Origin of the sequence: Microbacterium sp. NPDC058062 (assembly GCF_042885375.1) — a bacterium.
Classification (GTDB): domain Bacteria; phylum Actinomycetota; class Actinomycetes; order Actinomycetales; family Microbacteriaceae; genus Microbacterium; species Microbacterium trichothecenolyticum_C.
Genome location: NZ_JBHVSC010000003.1, coordinates 507,920 through 525,919 on the forward strand (window position 1 = coordinate 507,920; position 18,000 = coordinate 525,919).

Here is an 18,000-nt window from a genome sequence, read left to right on the forward strand (position 1 = left end):
GCCTGATGCTCGACCGCGGCATCGCTCGGTTCCGGCGCCAACGACGTCGCATGGCGAACTGCGGTCTCGGCATAACGGGACGGAAAGTCGCAGCGCACAAAACGATCGGCTGAGGGACGCAGCTCCCACCGCCGGCAGCGACACAAATGCAGCGGGTGTTACGTCGTGGTCACCTTCGCTACCGCTCGATACAGCCACCGCTGAAACCGGAGGACGGTGGCGCTCTGTGCGCACTTCCATCAGAGTCCTCGGCGGCAGGGGAGTGAGCCTCGGGTGAAGGGAACTCTGAAGTGGTCATCCAACGTACCTGCGACCACGAGCGCTGCCGTCTTGGCCGCACCAGGCGGACACGGAGGGGATTCGTGAATACCGGGCGCACCGTTTCACGTGAAACACTCGCTCTTCCTGCGACTCGCGCGGCGTCTCCTTGGAAGGACCGCAGGGATGTACTGCCGGGGCTGCTCTTCGCGACGACACCGTCAGTACGAGGAGTGTCTGCGGTGCCGAATCGGTCCAGCCGGCAGATCGTCGCGCGCCAACATCGGCATTCGTTGCTGCCTGGCCCATCTACGTGCGGCCACGGCTTCCCCAGGGTGCAACCGCGACAAGCAGCGCCAACGTAGCCGATCCCGCAGGTCGTGCGCACACGCCCGGCAGCCGCTCGACGATGCAGCTCCATGCTCACTCCATCGCCCGACCGGCCCGGGTGAGAGCGTGACCCTCGTCGGTCACCAACCCCGCGTGAGGACTGGGAAGGCGCCAGTCGGAACGCAACGAAGCTGTTTCACGTGGAACATGCCCGGTGCGTCGGGACTATGCCGACGCGTTCCACGGAACGAGAGCTCACGAGGATACCGCGCCGACGGGCGATCTGCGGAGCGCCGGATCAACTGAGCAGCCGTCTGACCGACGAGCTCTGACAACGAATACACTCAACCTCGGCCACGAAACCCGCGTCTAGGCGGGGGTCCCGGCCGCCTCGAAGCGGTAGGCCCCGAACGCCGCGAAAGCGGAGCTGCCGGCGGCCAGCCGTCAGCGTACGGTCGCGCGGATCACGCGCGACGGTTCGGGCAGCAGCCCTTCGCCGACGATCTCGACGCGGGGGTTCGTCACCTTGAACTTGCGGAGCTGCTTCTCGGCCGCATCGATCTCGTTCGTCGCGCTCGTCCCCTTGAGGAGGATGAGCTCGCCGCCGTCGCGGACCAGGGGAGCGGTGATCGGGACCAGGGTGCGCAACGCGCTCACGGCACGGGCGGTGACGGCATCCAGCGAAGGACCGCGCTTCCAATCCTCGGCCCGTGCGCGCAGCACCTCGAGGTTGTCGAGCTCGAGCGACTCGGCCTGCTCCGACAGCCACGCGACACGGCGCTCCATCGGCTCGATCAGGACCCACTCGACGTCCGGACGCGCGATGGCGAGCACGAGCCCCGGAAGCCCGGCGCCCGACCCCACGTCACCGACGCGTCCGGAGAACAGGGGAGCGATGACAGCGCTGTTCAGGATGTGGCGCGACCAGAGGCGCGGCGGTTCGAGCGGCCCGATGAGCCCGCGCTCCTCACCGTGCTGTCCGAGCGCTTCGGCGAACTTCCGCGCGACGTCGATGCGGTCGCCGAAGATCTCGGCGGCGGCCGCGGGTTCCTGCTCGATCGCGATCATCGATTCTTCGACAAGCTCAGTACGCCTGTTCCACGTGAAACGCGCGGCTCAGCCGCGACGGATCACCGTGTGGCGGTCGGCGCCCTCGCCGTACGACTCGGACACGAAGCCGCGCTCGGCGACGATGTCGTGGACGACCTTGCGCTCATAGCTCGACATCGCCGGCAACGACGCCTGCGAGGCACCATCATCCAGCCGCGCGATCGCGCGGTCGACGAGAGCGGTCAACTCGTTCTGGCGAGCGTCGCGGGAGCCGCCGATGTCGAGGATCAGGCGCGAGAAGCGACCGGTGCGGTTCTGCACCGCGATGCGCGTCAGCTCCTGGAGCGCCTGAACGGTGTCGGGTGCTGCGATCAGGTCGACCGATCCGCCGGACGGCGCTTCGACCGATACGTACGCGCGGCCCGCGCGCACATCGAGATCGAGGTCGCCGTCGATGTCGGCGATGTCGAGCAGACCCTCGATGAAGTCGGCGGCGACGTCGCCTTCCTCCTCGAGCTGGGCGACGGTCGCGGGGACCCGCTCTTCGCGCGTGTCGACAGGGGCGTACTCAGGGGACGTGGTCATGGCGTGATCCTCGTGTGTGACGTCGGTCGGGAGCTTCAGGAAGCGGAGCCGGTGCCGGGATTACCCTGGTCGGTTCCACCGGAGACCTGGCCGCCCTGCTTCTGGCCGGATCCGGGCTGCTTCTGACCCTGCTTCTTCGCGCGCTGCTTGCTCACGGGCTGCTGACGCTTCGGCGCCGAGGCCTTCGCGCGCTCGGCCTCTTCGTACAGGCGCTGCTGCTCGGCGACGTACTTCTCCATCGGGACGACCTTGCCCGAGGCATCGATCGCCTTGCCCTTCTTCGCGAGACGCTCTTCGCGCGCCTTGGCCGCGTCGGAGCCGGGGGTCGGCATCTCGCGGATGACGAGGAACTGCTGGCCCATGGTCCACAGGTTCGACACGAACCAGTAGATGACGACACCGAGCGGGAAGAAAACACCGGAGAAGATGAAGCCCAGCGGCAGGATGTACAGCATGATCCGCTGCATCTGGTAGGCCTGGCCGGTCTTCGCCTCGGGGGAGAGGTTCTTCGAGATGATCTGCAGCTGCGTGAAGAACTGCGACGCGATCATCAGCACGACGAGCGTGACCAGGATGATGATCGCCGGGGTGTTGCCCGCCTGCCATGCCTGGATGAGCGTCTCGTGCAGCGACGCGACGCCGAACAGCTTCGCGTTGTAGAACTCGGCCGTGAGCTCTGCGCTGAGCAGACCCACACCACCGGTGCCGGCGGCGTAGTGCTTGGTGACGTCGTTGAGCACGCTGAACAGCGCGAAGAAGACAGGCATCTGCACGAGCAGCGGCAGGCAGCTCGAGACCGGTGTGGTGCCGTGCTTCTTGTACAGCGCCATCGTCTCGCGGCTCATGGCCTCGCGAGAGAGCTGGTCCTTCTTGCCCTTGTACTTCTCCTGGACTTTCCGCAGTTCAGGAGCGATTTCCATCATCTTGCGCTGGCTCTTGATCTGCCGAACGAAGAGGGGGATCATCGCCGAGCGCACGACGATCACGAGACCGACGATCGCCAGCACCCACGTGATGCCGTCCGCCGGCGGAAGCCCGATCGCGGTGAAGAGCCAGTGCCAGAAGACGAGCACCGCCTCGACCGCCCACTTGAGCGGCCACAGGATGATCCCGAAGAGATCGAAACCGCCGTTCGTCGCCGGAGCGGACGGCGACGGCGTCGAGGCGAGGGCTGACAAGAGATCCATGTGGAGGATCAGTCCTTTCCGGTGGGGGCAGGCACGACGAACCCGTGGCGGGTCAGCGCGTGCCGGAAGTTCTTGCGGGGCGGCACGTCGTCGACGCCGCCGACGGCCCAGGGGTGGCAGCGTGCGATGCGCGCCGCGGTCAGCGCCGAACCGACGACGGCGCCGTGCTGCTGCACCGCGCCGACGGCGTAGGCCGAGCACGACGGGTAGTACTTGCAGACGTCGCCATAGGTGTGCGAGATCGTGGCGCGGTAGCCGTGCAGCAGCGCGAGCAGCGCGTTGCGGGGGAGCAGAGGGATGCTGCGCAGGGAATCGGATGCCGCGAACTCGGCGTCTCCGAACGCGTAGGCGGGAAGAACGCTCATGCGGCCCTCCGTGCGAGGCACTTCACGACGTCGCTGCGCAGATCATCGAAAGATGCGGATGCCGCACTGGGCAGTGCGCGGATCACGACCTCACTGCCGGGCGCGACCGAGTCGATGGACTCGAAGCACAGCGCCTTCAGCCGGCGACGTACGGTGTTGCGCACGACGGCGCCACCGACCTGCTTGCTCACGATGAAGCCGAACCGCGCCGGACCATCGGTCACGACGCGGTTCACGTAGGTGATGGTGTGCGCTCCGGCACACCGACGACCCCGACGGACAACGGCCTTGTACTCCGATCCGCGGGTGAGTCGGTGCGGCCTCGCGAGCACCGCTCGGCTCAGGCCGAGAGCTCGGTGCGCCCCTTGGCGCGGCGAGCCGACAGGATCGAACGGCCGGCACGCGTGCGCATGCGGGCGCGGAAGCCGTGCTTCTTGGCGCGACGACGGTTGTTGGGCTGGAAGGTGCGCTTGCTCATGGGGACTACTTCCGATCAGGTGTCACCGGGACGCTCGAGACCGGGGACGTGTGTACAGGGGCGACTGCCACGAGGGCATAAGTCAACCGATTAAGGCTACGTCGAGTTGCCCGAGAACTCAAACCGAGCGCAGAACGTGTCATTATGCACCGGCGAGGCGATCGACCCTGGCACCGACACGCAGGCCGGTTCTACAGTGGAGTTTGCTCACGCGACGCCTCCTGACTAGCGTGGCTCCGGCAGTTATCCACAGGCCTGGACCGACGTTTCCGCGGCCTCCGGTGGAATCATCAACAACCCGGGGGGGCCATGACACCGCACGAAGTTCCAGATGTACCGGTCTGGACGGCCGTTCTGGACGAACTCGTGCGAGACGATCGCATCACGCCGCAGCTGCACGGCTTCATCAGCCTGGCAGTTCCGCAGGGAGTGATGGGCGGGACGCTCTATCTCGACGTCCCCAACGATCTGACCGCGGCTCAGTTCACCAAGCGCATGCGCGCGCCGATCCTCGAGGCTCTGACGCGCGTCGGCCAGGACGTCCAGGACCCCGCGTCGAACTTCCGCGTCGTCGTGAACCCGGATCTCGCCGACGTGCACCTCACCGCACCGATCCCGGTCCAGTCCACCGCGGCGCCGATCGCGTCGCCCGTCGGACTGCAGTCCGGGCCGCCGGTCGGACGCCCGCCGCTCGACGAACCGGTGGACACAGCATCCGTCTCGCGCAGCGATACGCGACTGAACCCGAAGTACACGTTCGACAACTTCGTCATCGGGCAGTCCAACCGCTTCGCCCATGCCGCGGCGGTCGCGGTCGCCGAGGCGCCGGCCAAGGCGTACAACCCGCTCTTCATCTACGGCGACTCGGGTCTGGGCAAGACCCACCTCCTCCACGCGATCGGCGACTATGCGCTGAGCCTCTACGCCGGCATCCGCGTGCGGTACGTGTCGAGCGAGGAATTCACCAACGACTTCATCAACTCGATCGCCAACAACCGCGGCTCGGCGTTCCAGGCGCGCTACCGGGATGTCGACATCCTGCTGATCGACGACATCCAGTTCCTGCAGGGCCGCGCCGAGACGCAGGAAGCCTTCTTCCACACGTTCAATCAGCTCCACGATCACGACAAGCAGGTCGTGATCACGAGCGACGTGCCCCCGAAGCACCTCACCGGCTTCGAGGACCGCATGCGCAGCCGGTTCGAGTGGGGCCTCATCACCGACGTGCAGGCGCCCGACCTCGAGACGCGTATCGCGATCCTCCGCAAGAAGGCGCAGTCCGAGCGACTCCACATCCCCGACGAGGTCATGGAGTACATCGCGACCGTCGTGTCGAGCAATATCCGCGAGCTCGAGGGCGCACTGATCCGCGTCTCGGCCTTCGCGAGCCTCAACCGCTCGACGCTCGACATGTCGCTCGCGCAGACGGTGCTGCGCGACATCGTCGACCAGGACGACGCGAACGTCATTTCGCCGACCGACATCATCACGGCGACCGCGGCCTACTTCAAGCTCACAGTCGATGACCTCTACGGGTCGAGCCGGTCGCAGTCCGTCGCCACCGCGCGTCAGATCGCCATGTACCTCTGTCGTGAGCGCACGAGTCTGTCCCTGCCCAAGATCGGGCAGCTGTTCGGCAACCGCGACCACACCACCGTGATGTACGCGTACAAGAAGATCAGCGAGCTCATGAAGGAGCGCCGCTCGATCTACAACCAGGTGACCGAGATCACCGCCCAGCTGGGCCGCAACGGTCGCTGAACCGTCCTCTACACCCCTCGAGGGGCCAGTGCGTCACGACGCGCTGGCCCCTCGTCGCATATGCCCGAAGAAGTTCTTGACACGCGCGGTGAGCAGGGCCATCATTTCGGTTCTTCACAGTGTGGAAAACCTGTGGATAACTCTCCCAAGCTACGGAAACTGCTGTGAACGAGCGGGGGAGACCTGTGGATGGATTGCGGAATCCACAGGTTTTGTCATTCGTCTTTCCAGGCGCTCTCCGGAGCGTCTCCACAACTCACAAGAGTGTGGTTTCCGTCTCCCGACTGGCAACGCGGCAGTTGTCCACAGTTTCCACAGCCGTTAACACCATGACAAGAAATCTTTGTGATGAAACCCGTCCGATCACCTTTGCGGTGGACAAGCCCCGAGACGACAAGGCGGACTGGCAATCTCCGAGGCTGGCACTAGCATGAGAACCCCGAGCCCGCAGTCGAAGGGCCCGCTGCAGAGGGAGCGTTCGTGAAGTTCCACGTCAATCGCGATGTGTTCAGCGAAGCCGTATCGTTCGTCGTCAAACTCCTGCCGCAGCGCAACCCTCAGCCGATCCTCGCGGGCGTGCTGATCGAAGCATCCGCTGAAGGCCTCTCGCTCGCCGCGTTCGACTACGAAGCGTCCGCGCGCACCACGATCGAGGCGACCGTCGACGAGCCGGGCACGATCCTCGTCCACGGCCGGCTGCTCTCCGACATCGCCAGCCGTCTGCCGAACGCGCCGATCCAGATCGAGGTCGACGAAGACGGCGGCATCCTGCTCACCTGCGGCTCCGCGCGCTTCACCCTCGCGTCGATGCCGGTGCAGGAGTACCCCGCGATCCCCGAGGTCACCGGCGACTCCGGCCTCGTCCCCTCCGAGGACTTCGCCACCGCCATCGCGCAGGTCGCGTTCGCCGCGTCCCGCGACGACGTCACCCCTGTGCTCACCGGCGTGCAGCTCGAGGTCTCGGGAACGAGCCTCAGCCTGGTCGCCACCGACCGTTACCGCGTCGCGCTCCGCGAGATCCCGTGGGACGGCGGCACCGCCGCGAGCGACGAGTCGACGACCGCACTCGTGCCCGCGCGCACCCTGACCGAGGTCGGCAAGACGTTCGCGCACGGCGGCGACATCTCGATCGCCTTCTCCGGGTCGGGCGACCGCGAGATCATCGCCTTCACCGCCGGCAACAAGACCGTGACGTCGCTGCTCATCAAGGGCAACTTCCCGCCGGTTCGGCGCCTGTTCCCCGAGCAGACCGAGCACCACGCGGTCGTCAACACCGCCGAGCTCGCCGAGGCCGTGCGCCGTGTGTCGCTCGTCCTGGACCGTTCGGCCCCGCTGCGGTTCACCTTCACGTCCGACAGCGTGTCGATGGATGCCTCGGGCACCGAGCAGGCTCGCGCCACCGAGTCCGTCGACGCGACGCTGCTCGGCGGCGACGAGGTCACCCTGGGTCTCAACCCGCAGTACCTGCTCGAGTCGCTCGGCGCCGTGAAGAGCGAGTTCGTGCGCATCACGTTCACCTCGAGCGACAACGCGAACAAGCTGAGCCCCGTGCTCATCACCCCGCAGACCTCGGTCGACCGCGCCGGCTCGGACTCGTTCCGCTACCTGCTGCAGCCCAACCTGCTCCTTCGCTGATCAGCCCGTCGTCGGAGTCGATCGTGAGGCTTGTCCGGTGATCGTGGAGCACCTGAGTCTCGTCGACTTCCGCAACTATGCGGCCGCCGACGTCGAGCTCGGGCCCGGTCCCAACGTGTTCGTGGGCCGCAACGGTCAGGGCAAGACGAATCTCGCCGAGGCCATCGGCTTCTTCGCGACTCTGGGCTCGCATCGGGTCTCGAACGACGCGCCCATGGTGCGTGACGGGGCGGATGCCGCGATCATCCGCGCGCGACTGGCCCACGGCGAGCGTCGCGTGCAGCTCGAGGCGCAGGTGAATCGCCAGGGTTCCAACAAGGCGCGGGTCAACGGCGCCCCGGTGAAACCGGCGGAGCTTCCCCGTTACGCGCAGGTCGTGCTCTTCGCCCCCGAGGATCTGCAGATCGTGCGCGGCGATCCGTCCGCGCGCCGCCGCTTCGCCGATCAGCTCCTGGTGCAGCGCACTCCCCGCATGGCCGCAGTCTTGGCCGACTACGACCGCGTGCTCAAGCAGCGCACCGCGCTCCTCAAGTCGGCGAAGGCGCGCGGCATCCGCGGCGACGCCCTTTCGACCCTCGATGTCTGGGACGACAAGCTCGTCTCGCTCGGCACCCAGCTCATCGCGGCGCGCCTCGCCCTCGCGACCGACCTGGCGACCCCGCTCGCCGCGGCCTACACGGCGATCGCCGGCGCCGACCACAACCCCGAGATCGAGTGGGCGCTCTCTGTCGCGGGCGCCGACACCGGCGAAGACGGCGACAGCGGCTCGGGTTCCCCCGCGTCGCCCGGCCAGACTTCCGATGACGGACGGACGGATGCCTCGACCACCCGCATCGCCGAGCTCTTCCGTCAGGCGCTCGCGGCGAAGCGCACGTCCGAGCTCGAGCGCGGCCTCACTCTGGTGGGACCGCACCGCGACGACCTGCTGCTGCGGATCCGCGGACTTCCGGTGAAGGGGTACGCGTCGCACGGCGAGTCGTGGTCGGTCGCGCTCTCGCTCCGGCTCGCGTCGGCGGAGCTGCTGCGGGCGGATTCGCGCCTCGGCGACCCGGTGCTGATCCTCGACGACGTCTTCGCCGAGCTCGACACCGACCGTCGCGCACGCCTCGCGCACCTCGCGGCCGACTACGAGCAGGTCGTGGTCACCGCAGCCGTCGAGGGCGATGTCCCCGGCGAGCTCCGCGCGCGGATGGTGCGCGTCGAAGCCGGCCGCATCGTCGGACCCGTTGACGCGGAGGCCGGTGATGCCTGATCCGTCGACAGGCTCAGGGGCCGGACAGCACGGGGACGCAGCATCCGTCCCGCAGAAAGCCAAGCCGCTCGACCGCACGGCCGTCCCGGAGACGATCGCGACGTACCTGCGCCTGCGCGGACTCGAGCCCTCCGCCCGGTCGTACCGCAAGCGCCGCCGGCGCACCGAGGACGACGAGAACATCCCGTTCGCCCCGGGGCGCGACCCTCGCGGCGTCGGCGACGTGCTCGCCGATCTCACCCGCGAGGCCGGCTGGGACCCTCAGCTCGCGCGGGAGGACGTCGTCCGTGCGTGGGATCAGGTGGCCGGCGAGGACACCGCGAAGCACACCCGCCCGGTCGCGTTCTCGGACGGGACGCTCACCATCCAGGCCGACTCGACGGCGTGGGCGAAGCAGCTCCAGCTGATGCGCGCGCAGATCCTCTCGGAGATCGTCCGCCGGTACCCGGAAGCGGGTGTGAACGCGGTCCGCTTCATCGGGCCGGACGTCCCCTCCTGGAAATGGGGTCCCAGAACGATTCCAGGGCGCGGTCCGCGCGATACCTACGGATAAGCCACGTCGGGAGGCATCCAGGCGAATTTCATCCCCTTACAGGGGCGTAGAGCGCTGTGATCGGGCCGTTACCCGATAGACTGTCAGGGCCCGTGTCGAAGGATTTGGAGCCCTCGCGAAGATGACGTCTGACAACCCCGATAACGTTTCCGAGGAACCCGAAACGCCCGCTCCGGCTCCCAACGGAACTCCCAGCGACTACGGGGCAGACGCCATCCAGGTGCTCGAGGGTCTCGAGGCCGTCCGCAAGCGCCCCGGCATGTACATCGGCTCGACCGGTGAGCGCGGCCTCCACCACCTCGTCTACGAGATCGTCGACAACTCCGTCGATGAGGCCCTCGCCGGCTACTGCGACACGATCAACGTCACGATCCTGCCCGACGGCGGCATCCGCTGCGTCGACAACGGCCGCGGCATCCCGGTCGACATCCACCGCACCGAGGGCAAGTCGACCGTCGAGGTCGTGCTGACCGTGCTCCACGCCGGCGGAAAGTTCGGCGGCGGCGGGTACGCGGTGTCGGGCGGTCTCCACGGCGTCGGTTCGTCGGTCGTGAACGCGCTGTCGACGCGCCTCGAGGTCGAGGTGAAGCGCCAGGGGCACGTCTGGCGCCAGTCCTACCGCGACGGCGGGCAGCCGCAGGCGCCGCTGGCGAAGGGTGAGCCCACCGAAGAGACCGGAACGATCATCCAGTTCTGGCCTGACGACACGATCTTCGAGTCGGTCCACTTCGACTACGACACGCTGCGCACCCGGTTCCAGCAGACCGCGTTCCTCAACAAGGGGCTGCGCATCACCCTGTCCGACGAGCGCCCCGAGTCGACGTACGTGACGGATGCCGAGGGCGGAGGCTCCGAGGAGCGTCAGCCGTTCGACGACTTCCACTACGAGCGCGGTCTCGTCGACTACGTCGAATACCTCAACAAGGTGCGCCACGCCGACGTCGTGAACGAGGAGATCATCGAGATCGAGTCGGAGGACACCGTCCGCCACATCTCGCTCGAACTCGCCATGCAGTGGACGTCGAGCTACACCGAGAACGTCTTCACCTTCGCGAACACGATCAACACCCACGAGGGCGGCACCCACGAAGAGGGCTTCCGCGCTGCGCTGACCACGCGCATCAATGCGTACGCGCGCGACAAGAACCTCCTCAAGGAGAAGGACGACAACCTCACCGGCGACGACATCCGCGAGGGTCTCACCGCGGTGATCTCGGTCAAGCTCTCCGAGCCGCAGTTCGAGGGGCAGACCAAGACCAAGCTCGGCAACACCGAGGCGAAGGCGTTCGTGCAGAAGGTCGTCGGCGACCAGCTCGCCGACTGGCTCGACCGCAACCCGGTGCAGGCCAAGCGCGTCATCACGAAGGCCGTCGACGCCGCGACCGCGCGCATGGCGGCCCGCAAGGCGCGCGAGACCGCGCGCCGCAAGAGCGTCTTCGAGTCCGCGGCGATGCCCGACAAGCTCAAGGACTGCACCAGCAAGGACCCGTCGATCAGCGAGATCTTCCTCGTCGAGGGAGACTCGGCCGGCGGCTCGGCGGTGCAGGGCCGCGACCCGCACACCCAGGCGATCCTGGCGCTGCGCGGCAAGATCCTCAACGTCGAGCGCGCGCGCCTCGACAAGGCGCTCGGCAACCGCGAGGTCCAGGCGATGATCCAGGCCTTCGGCACGGGCATCGGCGAGGACTTCGACATCGACAAGGCGCGGTATCACAAGATCGTGCTGATGGCGGATGCCGACGTCGACGGCCAGCACATCACGACGCTGCTGCTCACCATGCTGTTCCGCTACATGCGCGGGCTCATCGAGGCGGGTTTCGTGTACCTCGCGATGCCGCCGCTCTACCGCCTGAAGTGGACCAACTCCCCGCACGAGTACGTCTACTCCGACAAGGAGCGCGACGCGCTGCTCGCCGACGGCCTCGCGAACGGCAAGCGGATCCCCAAGGAGGGCATCCAGCGGTACAAGGGTCTCGGCGAGATGAACGCCAAGGAGCTGTGGGAGACCACGATGGACCACTCCACGCGTACGCTCCGCCAGGTGACCATCGACGACGCGGCCGCGGCGGACGAGATCTTCTCGGTGCTGATGGGCGAGGACGTCGAGTCGCGCCGCACGTTCATCCAGCGCAACGCCAAGGACGTCCGCTTCCTCGACATCTGACCCCACGTCGGGTCAAGACACCGCGGTTCACAAAGAAGACGAGATAGAAGACATGGCAGAAGACGAACGTCCCGACGTGAACGCCGAGCACGACCACGGCCGCATCGACCAGGTGGACCTGCAGCTCGAGATGCAGCGCAGCTACCTGGACTACGCGATGGCCGTCATCATCGGCCGCGCGCTCCCCGACGTGCGCGACGGCCTGAAGCCGGTGCACCGCCGCGTGATCTACGGCATGTACGACGGCGGGTTCCGTCCCGACAAGTCGTTCTCGAAGTGCGCGCGCGTCGTCGGCGAGGTCATGGGTCAGTACCACCCGCACGGTGACACCGCGATCTACGACGCCCTCGTCCGTCTCGTGCAGCCGTGGTCGCTGCGCTATCCGCTCGCGCAGGGTCAGGGCAACTTCGGCTCGCCCGGCAACATGGGCGCCGCCGCCCCGCGGTACACCGAGACCAAGATGGCTCAGCTCGCGCTCGAGATGGTGCGCGACATCGAAGAAGAGACCGTCGACTTCCACGACAACTACGACGGTCAGACCCAGGAGCCGTCGGTGCTCCCGGCGCGCTTCCCGAACCTGCTCGTCAACGGCTCCGTCGGCATCGCGGTCGGCATGGCGACCAACATCCCGCCGCACAACCTCCGCGAGGTGTCCGCCGGCGCACTGTGGGCGCTCGAGCACCCCGAGGCGTCGCGCGAAGAGCTGCTCGAGGCGCTCATGGAGCGCATCCCCGGCCCGGACTTCCCGACCGGCGCGCAGATCCTCGGCACGAAGGGCATCCGCGAGGCGTACCGCACCGGCCGCGGCTCGATCACGATGCGCGCCGTCGTGTCGATCGAAGAGATCCAGGGCCGCACCTGCCTCGTCATCACCGAGCTGCCGTACCAGGTCAACCCCGACAACCTCGCGGTCAAGATCGGCGACCTCGCGCGTGACGGCAAGATCACCGGCATCGCCGACATCCGCGACGAGACCTCGGACCGCACCGGGCAGCGCCTCGTGGTGGTGCTGAAGCGGGATGCCGTCGCCAAGGTCGTGCTGAACAACCTGTACAAGCACACCCAGCTGCAGGAGAACTTCGGCGCCAACATGCTGGCGATCGTCGACAACGTGCCGCGCACGCTGTCGCTCGACGGCTTCGTCACTCTGTGGCTCGAGCACCAGATCGACGTCATCGTCCGCCGGACGAGCTACCGCCTGCGCAAGGCCGAAGAGCGCATGCACATCCTGCGCGGGTATCTGAAGGCGCTCGACGCGCTGGACGAGGTCATCGCGCTCATCCGCCGGTCGCCCAACGCGCAGGAGGCGAACGAGGGTCTGCAGAAGCTCCTCGACGTCGACGAAGCGCAGGCCGACGCGATCCTCCAGCTGCAGCTGCGCCGCCTCGCGGCCCTCGAGCGGCAGAAGATCATCGACGAGGCCGCCGAGCTCGAACTGCAGATCGCCGACTACCGCGAGATCCTCGCCACGCCACAGCGCCAGCGCGACATCATCCGCGAGGAGCTCACCGCGATCGTCGACAAGTTCGGCGACGAGCGCCGCACGCACATCCTCCACGGATTCGACGGCGACATGTCGATGGAAGACCTGATCCCCGAAGAGGAGATGGTCATCTCGGTCACGCGCGCCGGCTACATCAAGCGCACGCGCAGCGACAACTACCGCCAGCAGCACCGCGGCGGCAAGGGCGTCAAGGGTGCGCAGCTGCGCGCCGACGACGTCGTCGAGCACTTCTTCGTCACCACGACGCACCACTGGCTGCTGTTCTTCACGAACAAGGGCCGCGTGTACCGCTCGAAGGCGTACGAGGTGCCGGAGGCCGGGCGCGACGCGAAGGGCCAGCACGTCGCCAACCTTCTGGCGCTGCAGCCCGATGAGGAGATCGCCCAGATCCTCGACATCCGCGACTACTCGGTGGCGACCTACCTCGTGCTCGCAACCCGCAGCGGCCTCGTCAAGAAGACGCGCCTGACCGAGTACGACACCAACCGCCAGGGCGGCATCATCGCGATCAAGCTCCGCGGGCAGGTGGCCGACGAGGGTGACGAGGCCGAGGTCGGACCCGACGACGAGGTCGTCAGCGCTCTGCTGGTCGATGAGGGCGACGACATCCTTCTCATCAGCCGCCACGGCATGTCGCTGCGCTTCTCGGCGACCGATTCGGCGCTGCGCCCCATGGGCCGCTCGACCTCGGGCGTGAAGGGAATGGACTTCCGCGCCGGCGACAGCCTGCTGTCGGCATCCGTCGCAGCCGACGACGGGTACGTCTTCGTCGTGACCGAAGGCGGGTACGCGAAGCGCACCGCGGTCGATCAGTACCGCATGCAGAACCGCGGCGGACTGGGCATCAAGGTGGCCAAGCTGAGCGAGGATCGTGGCGATCTCGCGGGCGGTCTCATCGTCTCCGAGGACGACGAGGTCTTGGTGGTTCTTGCCAGCGGCAAGGTGGTACGCTCTGCCGTGGCCGAGGTCCCCGCCAAGGGTAGAGACACGATGGGTGTCGTGTTCGCCCGCTCCAGCGACGACGATCGCATCATCGCGATCGCGCGCAACGGCGAACGGGGCCTCGCAGAAGAATCCGAGGATGCAGCCACCGACGGCGCCGACGCAGCACCGTCGTCCGAGACTCCCCAGTCGACGGACACCCTCGGATCGGATGCCTCGCCCCCGACCCCCGAAGAGAGCACTGACGCATGAGCACGGTAGCCGACAAGCTCGCCAAGAAATCGAGTCACAAGACCAGCGCCAAGCAGGTTCGCCTGCGTCTGGTGTACGTGGACTTCTGGTCCGCGGTGAAGCTGTCCTTCCTCGCCGCGATCGCCATCGCGGTGGTGACGGTGGTGGCATTCGTGATGGTCTTCCTGGTGGTGCAGACCACCGGCCTGATCGCGAAGGCCGACGAGTTCTTCTCGAGCTTCTCCGACGGCAGCATCCTGCTGTCGCAGTTCGTGAGCTTCCCGCAGGTGCTGGCCTTCTCGGCCGTCGTCGCCATCCTGAACCTCGTGGTCGTGACGGTGCTCGGCGCCGTGATCGCGGGCATCTACAACCTCGCGGTCAAGGTGACGGGCGGCCTGCTGGTCGGCTTCACCTCGAACTGACGCATAACGCCGCAGCGCCGGCATCCGTGGATTCGATCCCGGATGCCGGCGCTCGGCGTTTGCGGGTCAGACCACCGTGGTCCCGAGCAGGGTGCCGATGAGCCACGTCGCGACGAGGGCCAGCGCGCCGCCGATGACGAGGCGGATCGCGGCGCGACCCTTCGGAGCGCCGCCGAGGTGCGCCGAGACCGTTCCTGTGACGGCCAGAGCGATGAGCACCGCCACGAAGGTGATCGGCACGCGCCACTCGGGCGGTGGGAGCAGGATCGCGAGGAACGGCAGCAGCGCACCGAGCGTGAACGAGATGGCTGAGGAGATCGCCGCATGCCACGGGTTTACGAGGTCGTTCTGGTCGATGTGCAGCTCGACCTCGAGGTGGGCCGACAGCGCGTCGTGTGCGGTCAGCTCGAGGGCGACCTGACGTGCCGTCGCATCCGACAGGCCCCGGTCGCGGTAGAGCTGGGTGAGCTCGTCGAGCTCCTCCTCGGGCATGTCGCGCAGCTCGCCGCGCTCCTTGGCGATCAGCGCCCGCTCCGAGTCGCGCTGGCTGCTCACCGAGACGTACTCGCCGAGCGCCATCGAGATGGCACCGCCCACCAGGCCGGCGATGCCGGCGGTGAACAGCGCAGCGGTGTCGGTCGTCGCGCCCGCGACGCCGACGACCAGCGCCGCGACCGAGACGATGCCGTCGTTCGCGCCCAGAACACCGGCGCGGAGCCAGTTGAGGCGCTCCCCCAGCCGGACCCCGTGCGGTTCACCAGGATGGGAAATCTCTGTCACGGGCCCAGTCAACCAGCCCGATTCGGAGATTCGCGATTCGTCGGGTAAAGTCTTGGAGGTTGCGGAGCGCAGTTTCCGCAGTCAAACGGGGCTATAGCTCAGGCGGTTAGAGCGCTTCACTGATAATGAAGAGGTCCCAGGTTCAAGTCCTGGTAGCCCCACCGTAAGCCCCGGGGCCTTAGCTCAGTTGGTAGAGCGCCTGCTTTGCAAGCAGGATGTCAGGAGTTCGAATCTCCTAGGCTCCACAGACACGAAGCCGGTTCCGAGAGGGACCGGCTTCTGCGTTCTTCCACGAGCTCCGCGCAGTTAGGGTGAAGCATGGACCTGCGCGTCGCGGCCTACGCGGTGATCGTGGACGATCACGACCGCCTCCTGCTCGCGCACTGGAACGAGGGTCGTCGCGCCGCGTGGACGATGCCCGGCGGCGGCCTCGAGGCCGGCGAGGACCCCGAGAGCGCCGCGCGCCGCGAGGTCAAGGAAGAGACCGGCTACCGGGTCGAGATCGACGGGCTCCTCGGCATCCATTCCCGCGTGATCCCGCCGGGGCGCCGCCTCAAGCCGGGCGCGGACCTTCCGCTGCACACGCTGCGCATCGTCTACCGCGCCCGCATCACCGGCGGGCGCCTGCGCAACGAGACCGACGGGTCGACCGATCGCGCCGAGTGGTTCACGCTCCCCGAGGTCCGAGCGCTGCAACGTGTCAAGCTCGTCGACATCGCCCTCGAGATGGCGGGGATCGAGCTGCCGTCTCCGGACTGAGGGATGCCGGATGCCGTCAGTCGATGGGCTGCGAGATGTCGGCGACCGTCGCGCCGTAGGCGGCGATGAGCGCGTCGGCGTCGACGAACATGCTGTAGCCGTGAGCGCCGGCCCCCATCGCGATGCGTTGCCCCGCGATCTCGGCGTCGGCGTAGATCGGCCAGTCGTGCGTGCTGCCGAGCGGCACGATGGTCCCCCGCTCGTAGCCCGTCGCCGCGAGAGCACGGGCAGGATCCGGCAGCTGGAGCTTGTTCACGCCGACGATGGCGCGGAGCTTCGGCCATGAGATCGCCCGGTCGCCGGGGATCAGGGCGAACAGGTAGGTGTCGTCGCTGCGCTTGACGACGAGCGTCTTCACGATGCCCGACGGCGGGATGCCGAGGATCGCGGCAGCCTCCGGCAGGCTGTTCGCCGCCGGACGCTCCCGGATCTCGACCTCGAGGCCGCGCTCGGCCGCCGCCGCGCGAACGCGGTCGACGCCCGTCAGAGCCTCACCCGTGGTGGGCTCAGGCATCCGGTGCGCGCAGCGGGTCGTCTGCGACCCAGAGCTCGTCGTCGGCGCGCAGCGTCTGCCACGCGGCGTACAGCACGCCCACCGCGGCGGCGATGCCGAGGATGATGGCGATCACGCCGCCGGCGCCGATGCCCTTCTTCGCCGGAACCGGCGCGCCCTTCGCCCACGACGACGGCACGGTGAACCCGCGTCCGGCGGCGAGGTGCGAGCGCTGCTCGTTGGCGGCGTCCCACACCGACAGCGCGGAGCCGACGACGGCGCCCGCTGCGGGGATGACCGTGTTGTTCACGACCTTCTTGCCCTTGTCGACATAGGGGGCGGCGTACTTGTCGTACCCGGCCTGCATCTGCGGCTTGACCTGCTCGCGACCGTAGTGACCGAGCTGACGGCTCGCCTCTCGGGCGACGGTCGCGGCCTCCCCGACCAGAACCTGCTGGGCCTCCCAGAGGTTTCCGGCCTGCTTCTGCAGCTTCTCGAGTTCCTTCTTGCGCTTGCGGCTGACGCTCACGGTTGCCCTCCCTGTGGTGGGGATGTCGGTCTCTTCATCATCTTGCCAGACCACCGCTGAGACGGGAGGGGTTGCAGGGAACTCTGAGACAATGTAGAAATGCCGCTTCACACAGCTGTCGCAACGATCCACACCAACTACGGCGACATCGTCGTCAACCTGTTCGGCGACCAGGCTCCTCGCACCGTGCAGAACTTCATCGGCCTGTCCGACGGTTCGCAGGCGTGGACGCACCCGGCGACCGGCAAGCCGGGCGAAGGCCCGCTGTACAAGGACGTCATCTTCCACCGCATCATCTCGGGCTTCATGATCCAGGGCGGCGACCCGCTCGGTCAGGGCGTGGGCGGCCCGGGCTACAACTTCAACGACGAGATCAGCGGCGAGCTCACCTTCACCGCTCCCTACAAGCTCGCCATGGCGAACGCGGGTCTGCGCCGCAACGCGATCACCGGCCAGCCCGAGGGCACCAACGGCTCGCAGTTCTTCATCACCGTCCCCGGCCAGGGCGGCCGCGGCCCGGAGTGGCTGCAGGGCAAGCACACGATCTTCGGCGAGGTCGTCGACGACGCATCGAAGGCCGTCGTCGACACGATCGCCGAGGTGCCGACCGCCGCGGGCGACCGCCCGGTCGAGCCCGTCGTCATCGAGTCGATCGACGTCGCCGCCGTCTGAGCGCGAGCGTCATCCGGCCCGGGGCGGCGACCGCTGCCTCGGGCCATCCG

18 protein-coding genes and 2 tRNA genes are annotated in these 18,000 nt (G+C 67.6%); 11 read left to right on the top strand and 9 right to left on the bottom strand.

Annotated features, from left to right (window positions below; translation table 11 throughout):
- Positions 1 to 1,032 precede the first annotated feature (1,032 nt).
- Genes rsmG through rpmH form a run of 6 tightly spaced genes read right to left on the bottom strand, consistent with a single transcriptional unit; the run spans position 1,033 to position 4,253 of the window.
- Positions 1,033 to 1,656, bottom strand: a complete 624-nt coding sequence (gene rsmG / locus ACFVSU_RS11420; protein WP_387142493.1) for a 16S rRNA (guanine(527)-N(7))-methyltransferase RsmG — start codon at positions 1,654 to 1,656, stop codon at positions 1,033 to 1,035.
- 48 nt (positions 1,657 to 1,704) lie between these two features.
- A complete protein-coding gene (locus tag ACFVSU_RS11425) occupies positions 1,705 to 2,223 on the bottom strand; it encodes a R3H domain-containing nucleic acid-binding protein (RefSeq protein ID WP_056365571.1) in 519 nt (172 codons plus the stop codon).
- Between the two features lie 35 nt (positions 2,224 to 2,258).
- Positions 2,259 to 3,410: a membrane protein insertase YidC gene (yidC, locus tag ACFVSU_RS11430; RefSeq protein WP_387142496.1), complete on the bottom strand. Its 1,152-nt coding sequence runs from the start codon at positions 3,408 to 3,410 to the stop codon at positions 2,259 to 2,261.
- A gap of 8 nt (positions 3,411 to 3,418) precedes the next feature.
- Positions 3,419 to 3,775, bottom strand: a complete 357-nt coding sequence (gene yidD, locus ACFVSU_RS11435) for a membrane protein insertion efficiency factor YidD (RefSeq protein WP_045301961.1) — start codon at positions 3,773 to 3,775, stop codon at positions 3,419 to 3,421.
- Positions 3,772 to 4,107 carry a ribonuclease P protein component gene (rnpA, locus tag ACFVSU_RS11440; RefSeq protein WP_056365562.1) on the bottom strand — a complete coding sequence of 112 codons (336 nt, stop codon included), beginning with the start codon at positions 4,105 to 4,107 and terminating at the stop codon, positions 3,772 to 3,774. The genes yidD and rnpA overlap by 4 nt, the downstream gene beginning before the upstream one ends.
- A gap of 8 nt (positions 4,108 to 4,115) precedes the next feature.
- A complete protein-coding gene (gene rpmH / locus ACFVSU_RS11445; protein ID WP_005054680.1) occupies positions 4,116 to 4,253 on the bottom strand; it encodes a 50S ribosomal protein L34 in 138 nt (45 codons plus the stop codon).
- 309 nt (positions 4,254 to 4,562) lie between these two features.
- Between rpmH and dnaA the strand changes: the two genes are divergently transcribed.
- From dnaA to ACFVSU_RS11480, 7 genes are all read left to right on the top strand, one after another.
- Positions 4,563 to 6,014: a chromosomal replication initiator protein DnaA gene (gene dnaA, locus ACFVSU_RS11450; RefSeq protein WP_310286846.1), complete on the top strand. Its 1,452-nt coding sequence runs from the start codon at positions 4,563 to 4,565 to the stop codon at positions 6,012 to 6,014.
- Positions 6,015 to 6,494: 480 nt separating this feature from the next.
- Positions 6,495 to 7,649: a DNA polymerase III subunit beta gene (gene dnaN / locus ACFVSU_RS11455; protein ID WP_387142503.1), complete on the top strand. Its 1,155-nt coding sequence runs from the start codon at positions 6,495 to 6,497 to the stop codon at positions 7,647 to 7,649.
- A gap of 37 nt (positions 7,650 to 7,686) precedes the next feature.
- Complete coding sequence (gene recF / locus ACFVSU_RS11460) at positions 7,687 to 8,901, top strand: DNA replication/repair protein RecF (protein WP_387142506.1); 1,215 nt, start codon at positions 7,687 to 7,689, stop codon at positions 8,899 to 8,901.
- Entirely contained in the window at positions 8,894 to 9,454 is a 561-nt protein-coding gene (locus tag ACFVSU_RS11465) for a DUF721 domain-containing protein (RefSeq protein ID WP_387142509.1), read from the top strand. The genes recF and ACFVSU_RS11465 overlap by 8 nt, the downstream gene beginning before the upstream one ends.
- A 121-nt stretch (positions 9,455 to 9,575) precedes the next feature.
- The gene (gyrB, locus tag ACFVSU_RS11470) at positions 9,576 to 11,618 is read left to right on the top strand and encodes a DNA topoisomerase (ATP-hydrolyzing) subunit B (RefSeq protein ID WP_387142512.1); all 2,043 of its coding nucleotides are present in this window, start codon (positions 9,576 to 9,578) and stop codon (positions 11,616 to 11,618) included.
- Positions 11,619 to 11,670: 52 nt separating this feature from the next.
- A complete protein-coding gene (gene gyrA / locus ACFVSU_RS11475) occupies positions 11,671 to 14,316 on the top strand; it encodes a DNA gyrase subunit A (RefSeq protein WP_387142515.1) in 2,646 nt (881 codons plus the stop codon).
- Positions 14,313 to 14,717, top strand: a complete 405-nt coding sequence (locus tag ACFVSU_RS11480; protein ID WP_045301979.1) for a DUF3566 domain-containing protein — start codon at positions 14,313 to 14,315, stop codon at positions 14,715 to 14,717. Before gyrA ends, ACFVSU_RS11480 begins: the two co-directional genes overlap by 4 nt.
- A 66-nt stretch (positions 14,718 to 14,783) precedes the next feature.
- On the opposite strand, the gene ACFVSU_RS11485 is transcribed toward ACFVSU_RS11480, so the two are convergent.
- On the bottom strand, positions 14,784 to 15,497 hold the full coding sequence (locus ACFVSU_RS11485) for a VIT family protein (RefSeq protein ID WP_387142518.1): 714 nt from the start codon (positions 15,495 to 15,497) through the stop codon (positions 14,784 to 14,786).
- A gap of 87 nt (positions 15,498 to 15,584) precedes the next feature.
- Here ACFVSU_RS11485 and ACFVSU_RS11490 point away from each other — a divergent pair.
- From ACFVSU_RS11490 to ACFVSU_RS11500, 3 genes are all read left to right on the top strand, one after another.
- Positions 15,585 to 15,658: transfer RNA gene (locus ACFVSU_RS11490), tRNA-Ile, on the top strand.
- Between the two features lie 11 nt (positions 15,659 to 15,669).
- A tRNA-Ala gene (locus ACFVSU_RS11495) sits at positions 15,670 to 15,742 on the top strand.
- A 73-nt stretch (positions 15,743 to 15,815) separates the two neighbouring features.
- A complete protein-coding gene (locus ACFVSU_RS11500; protein WP_387142521.1) occupies positions 15,816 to 16,256 on the top strand; it encodes an NUDIX hydrolase in 441 nt (146 codons plus the stop codon).
- Between the two features lie 16 nt (positions 16,257 to 16,272).
- Here the strand turns inward: ACFVSU_RS11500 and ACFVSU_RS11505 are convergent, their stop codons facing one another.
- Both ACFVSU_RS11505 and ACFVSU_RS11510 read right to left on the bottom strand, forming a co-directional pair.
- Complete coding sequence (locus ACFVSU_RS11505) at positions 16,273 to 16,770, bottom strand: YbaK/EbsC family protein (protein WP_310286861.1); 498 nt, start codon at positions 16,768 to 16,770, stop codon at positions 16,273 to 16,275.
- Complete coding sequence (locus tag ACFVSU_RS11510; protein WP_387142525.1) at positions 16,763 to 17,278, bottom strand: DNA helicase; 516 nt, start codon at positions 17,276 to 17,278, stop codon at positions 16,763 to 16,765. The genes ACFVSU_RS11505 and ACFVSU_RS11510 overlap by 8 nt, the downstream gene beginning before the upstream one ends.
- Before the next feature lie 99 nt (positions 17,279 to 17,377).
- Between ACFVSU_RS11510 and ACFVSU_RS11515 the strand changes: the two genes are divergently transcribed.
- On the top strand, positions 17,378 to 17,950 hold the full coding sequence (locus tag ACFVSU_RS11515; RefSeq protein WP_387142527.1) for a peptidylprolyl isomerase: 573 nt from the start codon (positions 17,378 to 17,380) through the stop codon (positions 17,948 to 17,950).
- The last annotated feature ends 50 nt before the right edge of the window (positions 17,951 to 18,000 follow it).

What these genes read in the sequence shown, in the direction of transcription:
- rpmH (WP_005054680.1), bottom strand. Translation starts at nt 4,253, where the DNA reads ATGAGCAAGCGCACCTTCCAGCCCAACAACCGTCGTCGCGCCAAGAAG.
- gyrA (WP_387142515.1), top strand. Translation starts at nt 11,671, where the DNA reads ATGGCAGAAGACGAACGTCCCGACGTGAACGCCGAGCACGACCACGGC.
- ACFVSU_RS11500 (WP_387142521.1), top strand. Translation starts at nt 15,816, where the DNA reads ATGGACCTGCGCGTCGCGGCCTACGCGGTGATCGTGGACGATCACGAC.
- ACFVSU_RS11425 (WP_056365571.1), bottom strand. Translation starts at nt 2,223, where the DNA reads ATGACCACGTCCCCTGAGTACGCCCCTGTCGACACGCGCGAAGAGCGG.
- yidD (WP_045301961.1), bottom strand. Translation starts at nt 3,775, where the DNA reads ATGAGCGTTCTTCCCGCCTACGCGTTCGGAGACGCCGAGTTCGCGGCA.
- gyrB (WP_387142512.1), top strand. Translation starts at nt 9,576, where the DNA reads ATGACGTCTGACAACCCCGATAACGTTTCCGAGGAACCCGAAACGCCC.
- ACFVSU_RS11480 (WP_045301979.1), top strand. Translation starts at nt 14,313, where the DNA reads ATGAGCACGGTAGCCGACAAGCTCGCCAAGAAATCGAGTCACAAGACC.
- yidC (WP_387142496.1), bottom strand. Translation starts at nt 3,410, where the DNA reads ATGGATCTCTTGTCAGCCCTCGCCTCGACGCCGTCGCCGTCCGCTCCG.
- ACFVSU_RS11465 (WP_387142509.1), top strand. Translation starts at nt 8,894, where the DNA reads ATGCCTGATCCGTCGACAGGCTCAGGGGCCGGACAGCACGGGGACGCA.
- dnaA (WP_310286846.1), top strand. Translation starts at nt 4,563, where the DNA reads ATGACACCGCACGAAGTTCCAGATGTACCGGTCTGGACGGCCGTTCTG.
- ACFVSU_RS11505 (WP_310286861.1), bottom strand. Translation starts at nt 16,770, where the DNA reads ATGCCTGAGCCCACCACGGGTGAGGCTCTGACGGGCGTCGACCGCGTT.
- ACFVSU_RS11515 (WP_387142527.1), top strand. Translation starts at nt 17,378, where the DNA reads ATGCCGCTTCACACAGCTGTCGCAACGATCCACACCAACTACGGCGAC.
- rsmG (WP_387142493.1), bottom strand. Translation starts at nt 1,656, where the DNA reads ATGATCGCGATCGAGCAGGAACCCGCGGCCGCCGCCGAGATCTTCGGC.